The 15,789-nt window shown below is 64.0% G+C and carries 16 protein-coding genes and 1 pseudogene; 10 read left to right on the forward strand and 7 right to left on the reverse strand.

Annotation, left to right across the window (positions count from 1 at the left end; all coding sequences use genetic code 11):
- Nucleotides 1-14: 14 nt before the first annotated feature.
- Genes R3F42_12680 through R3F42_12695 form a run of 4 tightly spaced genes read right to left on the reverse strand, consistent with a single transcriptional unit; the run spans nucleotide 15 to nucleotide 2,759 of the window.
- Nucleotides 15-968, reverse strand: a complete 954-nt coding sequence (locus R3F42_12680) for an HD domain-containing phosphohydrolase (protein ID MEZ5542880.1) — start codon at nucleotides 966-968, stop codon at nucleotides 15-17.
- Nucleotides 965-1,183 carry a hypothetical protein gene (locus R3F42_12685; protein MEZ5542881.1) on the reverse strand — a complete coding sequence of 73 codons (219 nt, stop codon included), beginning with the start codon at nucleotides 1,181-1,183 and terminating at the stop codon, nucleotides 965-967. Before R3F42_12685 ends, R3F42_12680 begins: the two co-directional genes overlap by 4 nt.
- Nucleotides 1,147-2,115, reverse strand: coding sequence for a hypothetical protein (locus R3F42_12690; GenBank protein MEZ5542882.1), 969 nt, complete (start codon nucleotides 2,113-2,115; stop codon nucleotides 1,147-1,149). The genes R3F42_12685 and R3F42_12690 overlap by 37 nt, the downstream gene beginning before the upstream one ends.
- Nucleotides 2,112-2,759 carry a transglutaminase-like cysteine peptidase gene (locus R3F42_12695; protein ID MEZ5542883.1) on the reverse strand — a complete coding sequence of 216 codons (648 nt, stop codon included), beginning with the start codon at nucleotides 2,757-2,759 and terminating at the stop codon, nucleotides 2,112-2,114. Before R3F42_12695 ends, R3F42_12690 begins: the two co-directional genes overlap by 4 nt.
- Before the next feature lie 74 nt (nucleotides 2,760-2,833).
- Between R3F42_12695 and R3F42_12700 the strand changes: the two genes are divergently transcribed.
- The 7 genes and pseudogenes from R3F42_12700 (at nucleotide 2,834) to R3F42_12730 (ending at nucleotide 9,347) form a co-directional block, all read left to right on the forward strand.
- On the forward strand, nucleotides 2,834-4,144 hold the full coding sequence (locus tag R3F42_12700) for a surface lipoprotein assembly modifier (GenBank protein MEZ5542884.1): 1,311 nt from the start codon (nucleotides 2,834-2,836) through the stop codon (nucleotides 4,142-4,144).
- A gap of 288 nt (nucleotides 4,145-4,432) precedes the next feature.
- Nucleotides 4,433-5,572, forward strand: coding sequence for a hypothetical protein (locus tag R3F42_12705; GenBank protein MEZ5542885.1), 1,140 nt, complete (start codon nucleotides 4,433-4,435; stop codon nucleotides 5,570-5,572).
- Between the two features lie 64 nt (nucleotides 5,573-5,636).
- Nucleotides 5,637-6,182 (forward strand): VPLPA-CTERM sorting domain-containing protein, encoded by a 546-nt coding sequence (locus R3F42_12710; GenBank protein ID MEZ5542886.1) that lies wholly within the window; start codon nucleotides 5,637-5,639, stop codon nucleotides 6,180-6,182.
- Between the two features lie 314 nt (nucleotides 6,183-6,496).
- Nucleotides 6,497-6,943: pseudogene (locus R3F42_12715) on the forward strand (peptidoglycan-binding protein).
- A 54-nt stretch (nucleotides 6,944-6,997) separates the two neighbouring features.
- On the forward strand, nucleotides 6,998-7,756 hold the full coding sequence (locus R3F42_12720; protein MEZ5542887.1) for a L,D-transpeptidase family protein: 759 nt from the start codon (nucleotides 6,998-7,000) through the stop codon (nucleotides 7,754-7,756).
- Between the two features lie 344 nt (nucleotides 7,757-8,100).
- Entirely contained in the window at nucleotides 8,101-8,637 is a 537-nt protein-coding gene (locus R3F42_12725; protein MEZ5542888.1) for an RNA polymerase sigma factor, read from the forward strand.
- A complete protein-coding gene (locus R3F42_12730) occupies nucleotides 8,634-9,347 on the forward strand; it encodes a hypothetical protein (GenBank protein ID MEZ5542889.1) in 714 nt (237 codons plus the stop codon). Before R3F42_12725 ends, R3F42_12730 begins: the two co-directional genes overlap by 4 nt.
- 56 nt (nucleotides 9,348-9,403) lie before the next feature.
- On the opposite strand, the gene R3F42_12735 is transcribed toward R3F42_12730, so the two are convergent.
- Nucleotides 9,404-9,883 carry a DsrE family protein gene (locus tag R3F42_12735; protein ID MEZ5542890.1) on the reverse strand — a complete coding sequence of 160 codons (480 nt, stop codon included), beginning with the start codon at nucleotides 9,881-9,883 and terminating at the stop codon, nucleotides 9,404-9,406.
- Between the two features lie 324 nt (nucleotides 9,884-10,207).
- On the opposite strand from R3F42_12735, the gene R3F42_12740 reads away from it, so the two are divergent.
- The 3 genes from R3F42_12740 to R3F42_12750 all read left to right on the forward strand — a co-directional run bounded on the left by R3F42_12740 (nucleotide 10,208) and on the right by R3F42_12750 (nucleotide 12,107).
- Entirely contained in the window at nucleotides 10,208-10,669 is a 462-nt protein-coding gene (locus tag R3F42_12740) for a hypothetical protein (protein MEZ5542891.1), read from the forward strand.
- A gap of 81 nt (nucleotides 10,670-10,750) precedes the next feature.
- On the forward strand, nucleotides 10,751-11,359 hold the full coding sequence (locus R3F42_12745; GenBank protein MEZ5542892.1) for a hypothetical protein: 609 nt from the start codon (nucleotides 10,751-10,753) through the stop codon (nucleotides 11,357-11,359).
- A 4-nt stretch (nucleotides 11,360-11,363) separates the two neighbouring features.
- Nucleotides 11,364-12,107, forward strand: coding sequence for a hypothetical protein (locus tag R3F42_12750; protein MEZ5542893.1), 744 nt, complete (start codon nucleotides 11,364-11,366; stop codon nucleotides 12,105-12,107).
- Nucleotides 12,108-12,458: 351 nt separating this feature from the next.
- On the opposite strand, the gene R3F42_12755 is transcribed toward R3F42_12750, so the two are convergent.
- Both R3F42_12755 and R3F42_12760 read right to left on the reverse strand, forming a co-directional pair.
- Complete coding sequence (locus R3F42_12755) at nucleotides 12,459-13,400, reverse strand: phytanoyl-CoA dioxygenase family protein (GenBank protein ID MEZ5542894.1); 942 nt, start codon at nucleotides 13,398-13,400, stop codon at nucleotides 12,459-12,461.
- 196 nt (nucleotides 13,401-13,596) lie between these two features.
- Entirely contained in the window at nucleotides 13,597-15,756 is a 2,160-nt protein-coding gene (locus tag R3F42_12760) for a class I tRNA ligase family protein (protein MEZ5542895.1), read from the reverse strand.
- Between the last annotated feature and the right edge of the window lie 33 nt (nucleotides 15,757-15,789).

The raw sequence follows: 15,789 nt of genomic DNA on the forward strand, positions 1-15,789 counted from the left end.
GCCGGGCGCACGCGTCAGGTCGGCTCCGGCTCCGGCTCCGCTCCCGATTCCAGCCAGTCGCGCCGGTTTTCCGCGATATGGAACAGCGCGGCCACCACGTGGCGGTCGTAGCGCGAGTCCGCACCCGCCATCAGCTCGGCGACCGCCTGTTCCGTCGACATGCGCTGACGATAGGCCCGCGGGCTGGTCAGCGCGACGAAGACGTTGGCTACCGAAAGTATCCTGCCCGTCAGGGTCAGCTGTTCCCCGCGCAGGCCGTGCGGGTAACCACTGCCGTCGAGCAGTTCCTGCTTCTGCGCAATGGTCGCCAGTACCGGCCCGTCGAATTCGAGGTTGGCGAGCAGATCCAGGCCATGCTGTACGTGCTGCTGCAGGACCGCCTGTTCGGCCGCGGTCAGGGGCTCGGTTTTGACCAGTATCTCGCGCGGGACCATGATCTTGCCGAGATTGGCCAGCGTCGCCGCCAGTTCCAGGGTATCGCGCTCCGACCGGCCGAGCCGCAGCTCGCGACCGATGGCGTTGGCGACCTCCACCATGCGCTGCGAGTGGTGCGCGGACCAGGGATCATGCATGTCGACCACGTGTACCAGCGTGGCAACGAGCTTGCGCAGCAGACCGGAATGGCGCTGCTGTGCCTGCTGCAGCGGGGTGATGTCCGTCAGCACCAGCAGCAGCGGCCGTTCGTGCCGGCCGATGCGCTCGACGGGAACGAAACCCACGCGATAGTTGCGGTCCTTCCCGCCTATCGGCAGGCGCAGCATGCGCCAGATGTATTTACCCGTCTTGCCCGCCAGCCGGATGCCGTGCCGCAGCTCTGCGCTCGCCACCGGACCGAGTGCGGCGCCGAGCGGATTGCCGATCAGCTCGGCCAGCGTGGCACCGGCCGCACGCGCGGTCGCCTGGTTGCTGAACAGGACGTGTTCATCCTGGCTGAGCAGCAGCGTCAGGGTATCGATGTTGTCGGTCACGGCATGCAGCAGCTCGGTCTGCTTCTGCAGCCGCTGTGCCTGGCTACGAAGTTCGTGCGCCTGCTGCTGCGCGCGACGCTGCTGCCGTGACGCCAGGCCGCCACCGAGATCGCCGCGACGCACAGCAGCAGCAGCGACAGCGTCATGACCAGGAAGCGCCGGTGCTCGTTGGACTCCTTCAGCGCCTGGCCGGCATCGACCTGCTGTACCAGCACCCAGGGCGCCGCGCCAGCCGCCGGCTCAGCTGCAGTACCGGCGTACCGCGGTAACTGGTGAACACCCCGAACTCACCCGGGTGCTGCACGGCGCCGACGCCGCCGAGGTTGACGCGGTCCATGCCCAGGCTGCGCCGCGTCGGTCTGCTGCCATCCCGACCGGGCGAAAGGTAGACGACCCTGTCCCCGCGCTGTTCCAGCAACAACGCCTCGCTGTCCTCGGCAAAGGTGGCGCCTTGCTGCAGCAGTGACAACAACTCGGCGTCCGCATTGCGTATCCCGAGCACCACGCCGACCGGCGCAGGCTGCCCGCTCTTGGCCCCGAGTACCGCATGCACCGGCACGGCGAAGGCGATCAACGCCCGCCCCTGCGCATCGAGCCGCAGCGCGCCGATCCGGCGCCGGCCGCCGCTCAGCGCAGACTCGGCCGCCCGCAGTTCGTCCGCGCCGATCTCCGGCATGCCCGGCGTCGCCACCACCGGCTGCAGGCGGTCGTTCAGCAGCGCGAGTCCGGAGGACTGCGGCTGCGGCAGATCGGCCGGGATGCGCGGGGTGTCCGCCAGATAGTAGCCGTCCCGGTCTGCCGTCGACAGGATCAGGTTGCGCAGGTAGGACAGCTGGGCCGGTTCGGTAGCGGGCCGGTCACGCTCGGAGGACTGGACGAGCTGCCACAGGTAGAGCTGCAGCGAGGCGTTGTCGGCGAGTTCCTGCAACTCGCGCAGGCGCTGGTCGAGCCAGCGTTCGATCGTGTCGGCGCGGCTGTCGACCACCAGCGCGAGTCGCGATTCCCACTGCTGCAGGTCCCGCACGCGTTCCTTGCTGATGTAGAGATTGATCAGATAGGCGCCCAGCCCGATGATCGCCAGCAGCACCACGACGCCCGCGGTGAGCGAGGACAATTTCGGCGCGGCGGCGTGCGGCGGCGCGCTCATTGCGGTAGATGCAGCCACCAGCTGGCTTCGTTGATGGAGTAGACCGGACGGTAGTGGACGATATCGTGGTGCGAGACGACTTCGCCGATCTGGTTGTCGAGGATCGCGATGTCCTGTCCGCGCGCAACGGCGAGCACCGCATGCGGAATGCGCAGATTGGTATCCTGCAGCACAACGATGCGCGCATCATCGGTCGGGTAGCCGAGCCAGCGCAGCGAGAACAGCTTGGTCAATGCATAGTCCTCGCAGTCCCCGCCGCGGGAGAGGAATTCCCGGGCCACCGCCCAGTAATCCTCCAGGCCGTAGTTGTCCAGATCGAGCACGTAGCGCTTGTTGTTGGCATAGCGGTTGACGCGCTCGAGCTGCTGGTCCCGGGGCAGCGACCGGATACTGTCCAGAAACTCGAGCCAGCGCTTGAGGTGACAGCGGTTGAACGTGGTCTCGCTGCAATCGCCCGCCGGTGCGTCTTCACGCAGGTGGCGGGCGAGCACGTCCACCCACTGGGTGAACACCCGGTTGTCGGCCTGGAGCCGCTGCGTGGTGCCGAACAGGTCGCCCGGAAACCCGGTAGCCCGCAACGGCAGCAGCGCCACGACCAGCGCGGCGCAGATGCACGTGATGCGATTTATGAAGGATAGAGCCAATTGTGAATAAACCGATTGTCTTTTAAAATCAGCCACCACGCACAGGCGGACTACAAGGTAACCGGGCCAAGACCATGATTCAAGGAAAAGTTGGGACGCCGCGCGCGCGTCGTGAGCGCGCGCTGCTGTACACGATGCTGGCAACGGTCTGCTGCTGTTGCGCCCCCACGCTGTCGGCACCGGCACGGGCCGAGGCGATGCAGGACCAGTTCGCAGCCGCGTTGCAGGCAATCGAGGCGGACCGGCTGAAGACAGCACGCGAATTGCTGGAAACCTTGCTGAGCAGCAATCCCGGCATGCATCGCGCACGCCTCGAACTCTCGCGCACCTATTACCTGTCCATGGATTACGCGGCGGCACGCGCGCAGGCGCAGCAGGTGCTGGACGATCCCAACACGCCGCCTGCCGTGCGCACCACGGTGCTGGCGTTCCTGGCCCAGATCGACGAGGACGAACAGCGGCTGGCGACACGCCATAGCTGGAAGCCGTCGCTGTATCTCGGACTGATGCACGACACAAACGTGAATGTCGGTCCGCAGCAGGATATCGTCCAGATCGGCGGCACGCCCTTCGCGGTCACCCAGGGTCGGGAGGACCAGGCATTCGTGATCAATCCCGGACTGGCCCACACCTACAACCCCGGCCGTCGGTTCCAGTCCGGCGAGCATACCGGCTATTTCCTGTGGCAGAGTTCGGTCAGCGCCTATTACCGCGGCTACTTCGACGAACAGGATTTCAACCTCGGCCTGCTGACACTGCGCACCGGCCCTGCCTGGGTGGTGCCGCGTCACTGGCGCGCCGGCATCGGCCTGCAGGCCGACCAGATCTGGCTGGGCGACGGCCGGCTGGCGCTGTTCACCAGTCTCAATCCCTCCGTCCAGTGGCAACTCGGTGCCGCGACCGAACTCGGTCTGGAGGGCGTACTCACCCGGCGTGACTACAACAAGGACAGCGACGGCGAGCGCGAGGGCTGGTACAAGTGGGCCGGTGTCACCCTGGGACGGTACCTGTTCGGCCAGAAGGTGGCGCTCAAGGGCGGCGCCGGTTATTTCCGCTTCGATACCGACGATGACGCGGAGCGCTTCGCCAACAAGGGCCCCGACCTGTTCATCGGCGGCGTGGTCCAGGCCTGGCAGAACGGCACCGTGTTCGGGCGGGTCGGCTACCGTCACTATGACTACCTCGGGCTCGAGCCCGGCTTCCCGAATCCCCGCGACGAAGAGGAATGGCGTTATACCCTGGGCTTCCAGCACACCTTCGCCGCGGGCGTACTGGACAAGTGGGCCCTGATCGGCAGCTGGACCCGGACGGACAATGCCTCGAATGTACCGCTCTACGACTACGACCGGGACCAGGTCAGCCTCGGGCTGTCGCGGACCTTCTAGCGCGGTGCGGGCGGCCGTCCGGCCCGCCCGGCAGCGGGCCGCGGGTGTCGTGAAATTTTACAGCTGACATGCCGGAGGCTGGAGATTTTCGACTGGAATTTCAACAAATTGTATTCGTCCTGGCGCATGGGCTGAACGACGAGGTGTCAGTTTACGTTACTCATTTATGGCCCGACAGCGAAAGACATCTCTAACCATATGTTATTGAAACGTATTTTATAATGGCGCATTCCTTGCATAAAAACACTGAATAAAAGGAACGTTTTTCAGCACAAGGAGTCACGCATCATGCGGTTATACCTCAGCATCCTCTTACTGGCAGGCTGTACCCTCTTCCTCAACACCAGCCATGCCGGCGGCATGGCGCTCAAGGATCGCGACTGCGCGGAAATCCTCAAGCGCTGGGCTGCCGATCCGGCTTCGGTGCCCAAGAGTCTGGTCGATGGCTGCCGGGAGCAGCTGGCGGCCCAGTCGGCGCCCGATATCAAGCCTGCGGCCGGCGCGCCAACCGATCCCTGCGCCAGTCCCGATGCCGCGAAATCCATACACTGCTGGGGCCCCTGGGCGCACCTGGCCCCGGCCGGCGGTGGCGCCGTCGCGCCGATCGTCCTGGCCAAGGATGATCCGAACCTGCGGCCCGACCAGTTCGACAACCCGCCAACGGATCAACCGGTGACGCCGCCACTGGGATCCTGCACCCCTGGCGCCGGTTGCGGGTTTGCCACGATCGCGCCCGGCCTGGTCGCACAACCCGACGATACCAGCGCTTCCAGTGTAGTCCCGTTCGAAATGGACCCCGCCGTCAACCAGTTCGTCGTCGACCCGGGTGGTGAGAAGGAAACGGTATCAAACGACGGCCTCGATCCCGCGAACATCCCCGGACCGCCCCGCTACGAGGCGACGGTCGGCGACGTCGAATCCAAACTGATCGTGCTGCAGGGCGCGCCGGACGCGAACGGCGAATTCGACCAGGCGGCCGGCATCTGGCGTCACGGCAACCTGACCGAGCAGACACCGGAGAACACCAGCTCAGGGGTGTTCGCCTGGGGCATCGCCAGCACGCTGGATACGCTGGATACCCTCAACGCCGGCAACGTGACCGCGACGTTCTCGGGCATCATGTCCGGCCACACCGACACCCTGGCCAACATCACCGTGAATTTCGGCAGCCAGCCCGCCTGGAGCGGCAGCTGGCAGAATCCCGGCTATGCCTTCGAGGCGGGCGGCCCGGTGCAGGCGGTCGATCTCGTGTCGGATCCCGCCCAATTCAGCGCCAATGTCCAGTCGGGCTACGTCCAGGGCGTGCTGCTGGGCGCGGCCGGCAGCCAGTCGGTGGCACATGCGGTCGACGTGATCCTGGATACGGGCGACGGTACCCTGCCGGTACGGGACGTGGGCCTGCTGCAGCAGGTGCCCCAGGTCCAGTAGTCCGTCACGTCGATACCTGTTTTTTTCACTGTCAACAACTACAATCGCACAAGAGGCAGCAGACATGATGAAGTCAATCGCAATCAGAACCTTGCTGGGCCTGTGCCTGGCAGCCGCCGGTACAGTCGCATCCGCCGCGTCGGTCGTCCTGGTCCCCACCGCGACCACGCTCGGCACCAACGCATCGTTCAGCGTGAACCTGGACATCGACATGAGCGACGTGGCGAGCGCGCCTTATTCAGGCGAGGTGATCATCACCTACGACCCCGCCTACCTGACCTACACGGGATTCACTGAGGCAGTCAGCGGAACCACGGCAACGCCGACGACCGGCACCGCCGGCAGCAACAACACGGTGACGGTCGGTTTCGGCAACATCACGTTCGACGCCGGCACCATCGGCACCTACAGTTTCATCACGAACACCCTCCAGGGCACCACCGCCATCTCGCTGGCGGATGCCAACGGGCTGGGCAGCATCATCGCCAACGTGAACGAGGTGTTCCCCAGCTTCACCGGCACGCCCGTCACCATCGTCCCGCTGCCGGGCGCAGCCTGGCTGATGCTGAGCGGCCTCGGCGTCCTGGGTCTGACACGACGCCGTGCCTGAACGTCCCGCGGGCAGCGTCCCGCACGGTAACGACACCATGACTGGTGAAGGATCCCCGCTCCGGCGGGGATATTTTTTTCCCCGCAGCGGGCGCATGACCAGCGCACTCGCCGCCCTGTGCCTGCTCGCGGGGCAGCACGCCGCTGCGGCTGCAGATGGCGCGACGACGGTGCCGGACGCGGCGCAGCGCGCGCAGCTCGAGCTGCTGCTGAGTGCGGAACAGGACGGCCTGGATCCCGCCGACTACGCGGCCGCGGCACTGCAAGGGCTGACGGAGCGCAACACAGACCGCACCGACCGGGGAGTTCCAGGCACGACTGGCAGCGGCCTTCGCGCAGTACTGTCACGATCTGTCACGCGGGCGCCTGGACCCGTCCCTGGATCCGGACTGGCACATCGCACGCCCGGACGCCACGGACACCCCACCCCCCTTGTTCGCCACCGCCGACGCGGTGCTGGCGTACCGGGACAGGCTGCAGCCGCCCTATGCACAGTATCGGACGCTGCGCGCAACACTCGCGCAGCTGTCGGACATCCGCGCGCAGGGCGGCTGGCCGGCACTGCCAGCCGGTGCGGCGCTGCACCCCGGCGCCCGCGACGAACGGGTGATCCCGTTGCGCAACCGCCTGCGCATCAGCGGCGATTACCGTGCCGACATGCAGGCCGACCCGCTCTATTTCGACAGCGGTCTCGCCGAGGCCGTACAGCGCTTCCAGGCCGGTCATGCGCTCTGGGTCGACGGCATCGTGGGCGACGACACGCGCGCGGCGCTGAATGTCCCCGTGGAACAGCGCATCGACCAGGTCAGGATCGCCATGGAACGGTGGCGCTGGCTGCCGCGCCAGCCGGAGACAGCGCACGTGCGCGTCAACATCGCCGCCGGCCGGCTCGAGGTCGTCGAGTCGGACACACCCCGGCTCGCGATGCGCGCCATCGTCGGCCGCACCTACCGGCAGACACCCAGCCTGGCGGGCCGGATCGATCTCGTCACCATCAATCCTGCCTGGACGGTGCCGCATACCATCGCGGTCGAGGATCTGCTGCCACAGCAGCGGCAGGACCCCACCTTTCTGCAGCGCAATCGCATCCGGATATATTCCGCGCGGGACGGGCGCGAGGTGGACTGGCGCAACATCGACTGGGCGAGTTTGCAGCCGGAACATTTCGGCTACACCCTGCGCCAGGATGCCGGGCCCGACAACAGCCTGGGTAGTCTGAAGTTCTCGTTCGACAACCCCTACGACATCTACCTGCACGGCACGCCGACACCGGTCCTGTTCCGGCTGCCGGAGCGGACCTTCAGTTCCGGCTGCGTGCGGATCGAGCATCCCGACCTGCTGGCGGAATACCTGTTGCTGCCGGAACAGCACATGGACCGCGCAGCCATCCAGGCAGCCATCGACCGCGGCCAGACGCGTGCGATCGCGCTGGAACACGCCCTGCCCGTCTACCTGATCTACATGAATGTATGGACCGATGCAGCAGGCAGCGCACATTTCGAGGGCGACCCCTACGGGCGCGACCGGCGGCTGCTCGCGGCGTGGCAGCGCGCGCGCATGCATCCGTCCCGGTAACGCCGCGGATCGCGCCGGCGGGCCGGCACGGCAGCGCCCGACGCAGAGCGCGGGGCTGCGGCTGGGCCGGATCCAGTACTTGCACAACGGCGGCTACCGGGTGATGTCGCGTACCAGCCGCTGCACCAGAGCGTGCCCGCCCCCTGTGAAGGGTGTCGCGGTAAACCACTATAATCGGCCTGTTACTGGAATCCACCCAGCGCTGCGGGGTCCGCGGCCGCGCCTGCTGTTACGGGCGGGAATAAATCAGCCCACCCGGCCGTCTGAGGTTGAGGGCGGATAACCGCCGTGCCGCAGGGCATGAGAACCTGCTAAAAGAACCTGTCGCGATCCGGGGGGATTCGATGTTCAACAACACGCGTTTCATATGCCGGGAACTCGAGAAACAGCGTGACCTGCTCTACCAGCTCGCCTATTCGTGGTGCCACCAACCCGCGCTGGCCGACGACCTGGTCCAGGACACGATGGTGAAGGCCCTGCGCAGCGCCGGACAGCTGCAGGACACCCGGGCCGTCAGGTCCTGGCTGACACGCATACTCTCGAATTGCTGGTACGACCATTTGCGCAGCCGCCGCGAAACCGTGGACATCGACAGTCTGCCGGCGGACAAGCACCCTGCCATCCCCTGCGCGACCGAGCGCCAGGACATGGTCACACGGGTACGGCACATGATCGAGCAACTGCCAGATGGCCAGCGCCAGGTCATTACCCTGGTCGACCTGGCCGGGTTTTCCTACGCTGAAATCGCCGAAATACTCGATATACCGATCGGCACGGTCATGAGCCGCATCTGCCGGGCCAGGAAGGTGCTCAAGGTCGCGCTGGCGGAGTACGATCCGCGCCACGAAATCGCGCGCGCGCGGTTAAGGAGGGTCAAATGAACACCCGCGACACCTACTCCGACGAACAGCTGCAGGCGTTCGTGGACGACGAAATCGAGCTCGGCGAACGCGCCGAGATCATGGAGGCCATGCGCCATGATGAGGAACTCGCCTGCCGGGTCTGCGAACTGCTGCAGACCAAGGATGCCGTGAAGCTCGCCTATCGCGAACCGGAACAGCCGGCGCAGCGCCGGCACCGGTGGCAGAACGCGCGCACACGGCAATTCACCTTCAGGGCGGCGGCTGCCGGCATGATCTTCGCGGTCGGCGCCGCAACCGGCATGCTGCTGCAGACCCACAGCAGCGGCACGACAACGCTGGCCGATGCCCAGGAGACCAGGCAGGAAACCAGACGTGTGATCATTCATGTCAGCACCATGGACGGCGAGCGCATGGAACAGGCGCTCGATGATGCGGAAGAGATGCTGGTCAACTACCAGGATCATCCCGAGCGGGTGCAGCTGGAGGTCATCGCCAACGCGGAGGGACTCGCACTGCTCCGGCAGGACAAGTCGCCCTACGTGGAACGTATCCGGCGACTCACCCGCCGGTTCAGCAATATCAGCTTCCTGGCCTGCAACCGCAGCATCGAGAAACTGCACATGCGCGGCGTAGACGTACACCTCATCCCTGAGGCACGGGTGATTCCAGGCGCGCTGGAGGCGATAGTTGACCGCCTGCAACAGGGCTGGGTCTATATCCGCGTCTGAGGCAGCGGCACGGCGGGCCGGCCAGGCGGCCGGTTAGCCGTGCCGTCGACCCGCATTCAGGGCTTGATATAGGCATACCCCAGCTGCTGCAGACGCGCGAGTTCCGCCACGCCGCTTGGCACGATGTCCGCAGCACTGACGTCATACAAATCGCGCTGGAAATCGATCTGCTTGCCCTTCAGCGTATTGCCGCAGACCTGGAATGCAATCCCCTGGTCCTTGAGGCCGGCAATCTTCGCCTGCACATCCTCGTTTGCATTGGCGGCCTTCATCTTGGTGTTGGCCAGCGCCTCTGGCACGAGCAACAGCGACAATCCCGCGCCGTGCATGACGACCTTGAGATCGAGATTGTCCTTGCCGACCGCGTTGATGTGATTCTGGATATTGCGCAGTGCCGCTGCCTGCGTGACCGCATCGTCATAGTTGATGTGGTAGACCACCTTCTGTCTCTCATAGCGTTCATCCGCCATCAGGCCAGATGCCATCGGCATGGCGATCGCCGCCAGTAACGCAAACAGAATTCCTGCCTTCTTCATAGTCTTCCTCCTCACAGTTGCACCCCGCTGTTCGCCGCCGCGGCCGACTACGGCAGCCGCAGCGACAGCCGCCAACAATACCAAATGCAGGGACGTGCGCTGACGCGGATTTATTCCACTGTTCAACCCGGCCCGCGCTGCACGCCGCCTGCGCCATGGCTGCAAGGCCTGTAACGCCAGGCGACGGCGGCACTGCGGCGCGACCGGGAATATTTCCCGAACCCGCCGCGTCTATTCCTAGGGATCGGTGAACTTGCTCCCGATCCTTGCAACGCCCTGCGGCTTGCAGCTTGTATCTCGTGTCATTCAACCAGGAGAAATGTAATGCGAATACCCGAGCGATTGACAGCCTGGATGCTGGCGGTCTGTGCCGGCTTCATGGCCTGCGCATGCATCGCTGCGCCGGCCTTGGCTGCGGATGAGAAACCCTTTGCCGAACACAAGGTGGTACTGCAGATCAGCGACGATGATCCTTCCAAGCAGACGCTGATTCTCAACGTGGCAGGAAACCTGCTCAAGGCATACGGCACTGACAAGGTCGATATCGAGATCGTGGCCTTCGGCCCGGGGGTACGCCTCATGTTCGCGGAAAACGTCAACAAGGACCGCATCGGCGGCCTGAGCGCCGACGGTGTCCGCTTCGCTGCCTGCAGCAACACGCTCGCCAAGATGACCGGTGCACTCGGCTACGAACCCGCACTCAATCCTGACGCCGTCAAGGTCAAGGCGGGCGTCGTACGCATCCTGGAGTTGACGGAACAGGGCTACACCCTGGTGAAACCCTGATCGGGTAGCCGGACCGGTCTGCAGGGAGCGATCCCACACCGTGGGCAGCCCGTTATCACATTACAAACTGGAGGATTATTCATGGGGAATTACACGTTGAGGCAGGCAGCCCTGGCAGCTGTCGTTACCGGGGGGATGCTGGCAGGTACGAGTGCCCAGGCGGCCAACTGGCTCATGCTGCAGGGCACCGAGCCAGCCGGCGCAGCGGAACGCGCGAAAGTGTGGGGATTCGTGCAGGTCCAGTACCAGAAGGATTACAGCGATCCCAATGCAGCGGGCGCCTACATCCCGCCCAAACTCATCGGTCCGAATCTGGACTCGCAGTCCGCCTTCAATGTCAACCGTGCCCGCATCGGCGTGCGCGGCAGCAACTTCCCGCTGGACAGCAAGACCAATTACTTCCTGTTGCTGGAAATGGGCAACAACGGCATCACCGCGCCGGGCAACAGCTTCGTCAAGGCCACCGACGCGAGCGTGACCTTCAGTCATGTCCCGGGCGCCCGGATCCGGGCCGGCCTGTTCAAATACCCCGGCGCCGAGGAAGGCCTGCAGGCGATCCACGTCTTCGACTACATCAATTTCACCAAGGTGACGAACGAGCTGCTGCTCGAGCGGTTCCCCAACAAGGCCTACACGCCGGACATACCCGCGCAGCCGCTGCCGACGAACCGACCTCAACGGGTTCGATGAAGGTGTGGGCGCATTCCGTGATGTCGGCGTCCAGGTATTCGATTCCTTCATGGTCGGTCCGGACAAGGACTGGGACCTCAGCTACGCGTTCATGATCGGCAACGGCAACGGCCTGAACTTCTCGGACACCAACGGCGGGAAGGATTACTACCTCTATCTCTCCGCCGAAAAGGTATTCGGCGGCAGTGGCCCCTGGCGCGAGGGGATGAAGTTCTGGGTCTGGCACCAGGACGGCAAACGCACCGCCGACCTGACCAACGACAGCACGGCCAATCCGGTCGAGTATGACCGCAAGCGTTCCGGCCTGGGCTTCAAGTATCTGAAGAAACCCTATCGCTTCACGGCCGAGTACATGACCGGCAAGGGCATGATCTTCGTCGGCCCCAACAACCCGGACTTCGACTTTACCAATGCAGCCCAGGGCGATCCGACCGCGGCGAACAGCGGCGCCTTCGCGAAGGCGGATGGCTGGTATGTGGAAGGCGGCTGGTACATCCCGAACACCAACTGGGAACTGGATGTCCGCTATGACTACTACAACCGGCTCAAGAACAGCAGTCGTTTCGAGTTCGAACGCAAGCGCTGGACCCTGGGAACACAGTACCACTTCAACAAGAAGACCCGCATCGCGATCAATTACGAGATGAACGATGACGAGGCGCCCGGCTTCGCCCCGGGCACCGGCCCCAATGATAACCTGGACGGCCTGGACAACCGTCTCGCCGTGCAGTTGACCGCGATCTTCTAGTGGTCCTGCCGCAGTCGCTCCTGGTCCAGACCCGGCCACCGGCCGGGTTTTTTTTACATCCACGCCGCCGACCCGGCCGCACCTGCGCGCCGGGCAAGACACCAACGGTTAGGGCCGGGATTACCGCCAGGGTTGCCGGCGCAGCCGGAATGCCACCCGCATGCGGCCGGCGTGGCGAATGTGGCAGCAAGCGCGTCCGCTGCACGGCCATGCCGACGTATCATTTGCCGCTGTGCCAGCGGTACGCGACAGGGGACCGCAACGCAGGCAGTGATGGCGGCCAGCTCTCGCGGGGGGCTTTGCACCCCATCCGGTTCGCGCAGCGCCTACAGCCGGGCGCATGCAGGGCATTCAACCCAACTTGCCGTGGCAGTGCTTGTATTTGCGGCCGCTATTGCAGTAACAGAGCGCATTTCTGCCAATGTGCTGCGTGGTTTCCCCCATGTCGATATCACTCTCGCCCACCGCCCAGTCGAACAGATGCCGATATTTCTTCGGCACCCTGAGAAATTCATCCTCATCCACCAGCAGCGGTTTGTGCTTGTTGTAGTTGATGGCATCCCTGAACCAGTTTCTCGAATAGACGCAATACAGCATCGGACGGACAATGTCCGAACGGTTGGCCGCACCCGCATGCAGCACGCGGTAATCGTACAGTATGCATGACCCGATCGCGCAGACGAACTCCTCGCCATCCCCCAGCCCTGGATCGTCATGCCTGACCGTCGTCGTGTGGGTGCCGGGCCAGATCCGGGTACAGCCAGTCAGCTCCGTTATCGGCACCAGCGGTATCGCGACCGTGATCGCGTAGGGCGGCGGATAACGCAGCCATTGTTCACCAGCGTCCCGATTGGTTTTGGTAACGTAGATGTTCGCCATGTCCCTGTGAATGTGCTGATCAGGCGCGCCTGGGAGCGAGAACACGGAGCCCATGCTGTTCATGATCATCGATTCATCGAGCAGATATTGCAGCAATGGCAGCAATCCCTGATTGGCATAGAACTGTTGATCGTTGAATGCGCCAGCGAGGTGCAGCGGTATCATGATTCTCTTGTGCCCGACACCTTTTGCATCGTGGAAATCGGACATCTTACGCCTGCTTTCGTCGACGAGATATTTTGCGTATCGCACCTGGTACTCAGCGTGCAGCTGCTGAATATATTCCGGGGCAAACGCATTCCTTACGAGCAGGACGCCCTGCTCCAGGAACCGCTCCGCCCCGCTGCTCAAGCGGGTTGACTGTGAGACATCATCGACGGGTTGCAATCCGGACAGATCAATTTCAGGTATCACGCCTCGTATCCTTTTTTATGGTTTACGGATTTTCAGGGGAGTATATCAGCCCCGCGCCAGGATCACAGTCCAACCACCCCGCCCAGCCGCATCGATATGTCTCTGATTATCGCGCCTTCCGCAACAGGGCTCTTACGCACCGCACCAGTCCACATTTGCGGCAAGGCCCCGCCCGGCAACAACCCGCAAATTCGCATCACGGTCGCTTGCAGCCGCTGTTCTCATTCGGCGGCAACCGTGACATGGACACGGGCTCGCCATGTCCCATCCGTTCCCATATTTCCTCACACGTAAACGGCGCGAACACGCTGAACAACATGACAAGGCGTTCGAAGTCGTCAGCGTTTTTCGAGCCATGCCGTTCGCCGCCGGCAGATGCTTGCCTTGCAACCCGCAAACGCCTGCGCAGCTGCTCCAGCCTGGCCTCAATCAACGCCAGCGCCGCATGCGGCCGGTAATCCTGGATGAGGCCCGCCACACGCCGCGTGAACGCCGAGCTCTGCCGGGAATCCGGCCGGTTCATCCCGGCTGCAGCATGACCGCGCAGCATTTCCGCCGTCGACTCGAAGCGCCGTAACAGCCGAACCGCAGGTTCTAGCAGCGCTGGCGTCCATTTGATCGGTTTGCCCGGCGCAGCGGCGCGACATACGGCAATACGCAGCGCATCAGGACCGTATTCTTCCAGCAGCCGGTCTAAGCCATGATCGGCGCCATTGCGCTTGCCGATTTTACCTGCTTCATCCATAACCAGGTCATGGCCTGCATATGCACGGATGATCTCCGCGTCTTCTAGGAGACCCTCCGATTTGAGAAACCACCCGATGAAGCGATAGACATGCAAATAGGTATAAGTGTCGTACCCCGCGTGGTAATGATCTACCGGGAACCAGCCATTCGAGCGGCAGTCGACAAACGGATTTGTGCGCAGATCCTTTGACGGTGCCGAGAGAAAGCACCAACTGTCATCGAGATAGCAGTCCAGGGTGTAGGGTTCCGGTCGCGCAGGCCGCCGGCAGCTCGGACAGCTGACATGATTGGCCGCCATAGCCGCAGTCATACCGCCAGGCGCTGCCGCACTGAAGGGCAGCGCATCATACGGAATTGCCACGGTCCCGCAGTGGGCGCAATCCACCAGCGGCAGCGGCGTCCCCCAGCGTCTTTCCCTGGAAACCGGCCAGTCATGCACCTGATAGCGCGTCACCGGTGTCCCGTGCCCGCTTGCATCGCCGCGCGCATGCGGTGCATTGCAGTCACGGGCAGCAAGGGCTGCCGCGGCATACCTCTCTCCGTCGCTGGCCGGCGCTTTGCAGGCACATATCCGCGCACCGGAGCTGACGGCCAAGTGGTTGACCGCCCACACCGGTATGGTTCGCTCGCACCCCGGCACGCAGACCCGGATGCCCGTATCGAACCCGCCGCGAGTTGCCCCGGATTTGTTGCGCCGCCTGATTCGTTCCGGCGGCAGAGCAGCGCTCATGGCCCGGCAGCGTTTGTCATAGTCGCCTGCCGTGACGGCCTGATGCCGTGACGGGCACGCCTCGAGCAGCACACGCACCGCCGGATGGCCGCAGGCACTGGCAATATAGTCCACGTCTTCGATCCGCAAGCCAACCGGCACGAAGACCCGCAGCGTTCCGTAGGCACCCGCAGCGGTGACCGCCGGCAGTTCGACTGCGGTACCCTGCAGCGCTCCGATATGTCCACGCATCAGCCTGCGGGACCGCACGGACCACCGGTCCAGTGCATCAATCCCTGCCAACAGTTGCTCGGTCGCCGCGGTCAGGCGGATAAACCATTGCGCCGTATCGCGCCGCACAGGCGGGTTGCCGCAACGCCAGCAGGATCCGTTTACGACCTGCATATCGGCCAGAACCGTGCCGCAAGACTCACACCAGGTTGCCGGCAATAGCTTGCGGTAAACGTAACCCGCTTCGAAGAGTTTCAGGAACAGCCACTGTGTCCACTTGAAATACTGTGGATCCGATGTGGTTTTGACCCGATGCCAATCGTAGCTGATGCCCAGGTTCCGCAGCGTCCGGGTCATGCACTGGATGTTCGCCAAGGTCAGACTGTCTGGCGTCGTGTTAGCCGCCTCCGCTGCCAGCTCGTTGGGCAGGCCGAAGGCATCGAAATTGGTGGTGTAGAGCACATCATGCCCGGTCAGCCGTTTGAACCTGGCCATGACATCGCCAAGTACATAGTTGCGGGCGTGTCCGACATGCAACGCGCCGCTGGGAAACGGTGCACTGTCAAAATTGAAGAACTTGCGCTGTCCCGGCGCATCCGGTGCCGCGAAACACTGCAAGGCGTCCCAGCGCGCCAGCCACTTTTCTATGACGGCCTGTGTATGGCTCATTGTATGCTGCAAGGCAAGCGGTGCATCCGGGGC

This window comes from Pseudomonadota bacterium (genome assembly GCA_041395565.1).
Taxonomy (GTDB): domain Bacteria; phylum Pseudomonadota; class Gammaproteobacteria; order UBA9214; family UBA9214; genus UBA9214.

Coding starts and splice junctions, on each gene's coding strand:
- R3F42_12690 (MEZ5542882.1), bottom strand. CDS start 2,115: ATGAGCGCGCCGCCGCACGCCGCCGCGCCGAAATTGTCCTCGCTCACC.
- R3F42_12700 (MEZ5542884.1), top strand. CDS start 2,834: ATGATTCAAGGAAAAGTTGGGACGCCGCGCGCGCGTCGTGAGCGCGCG.
- R3F42_12705 (MEZ5542885.1), top strand. CDS start 4,433: ATGCGGTTATACCTCAGCATCCTCTTACTGGCAGGCTGTACCCTCTTC.
- R3F42_12710 (MEZ5542886.1), top strand. CDS start 5,637: ATGATGAAGTCAATCGCAATCAGAACCTTGCTGGGCCTGTGCCTGGCA.
- R3F42_12720 (MEZ5542887.1), top strand. CDS start 6,998: ATGGAACGGTGGCGCTGGCTGCCGCGCCAGCCGGAGACAGCGCACGTG.
- R3F42_12725 (MEZ5542888.1), top strand. CDS start 8,101: ATGTTCAACAACACGCGTTTCATATGCCGGGAACTCGAGAAACAGCGT.
- R3F42_12730 (MEZ5542889.1), top strand. CDS start 8,634: ATGAACACCCGCGACACCTACTCCGACGAACAGCTGCAGGCGTTCGTG.
- R3F42_12735 (MEZ5542890.1), bottom strand. CDS start 9,883: ATGAAGAAGGCAGGAATTCTGTTTGCGTTACTGGCGGCGATCGCCATG.
- R3F42_12740 (MEZ5542891.1), top strand. CDS start 10,208: ATGCGAATACCCGAGCGATTGACAGCCTGGATGCTGGCGGTCTGTGCC.
- R3F42_12745 (MEZ5542892.1), top strand. CDS start 10,751: ATGGGGAATTACACGTTGAGGCAGGCAGCCCTGGCAGCTGTCGTTACC.
- R3F42_12760 (MEZ5542895.1), bottom strand. CDS start 15,756: ATGAGCCATACACAGGCCGTCATAGAAAAGTGGCTGGCGCGCTGGGAC.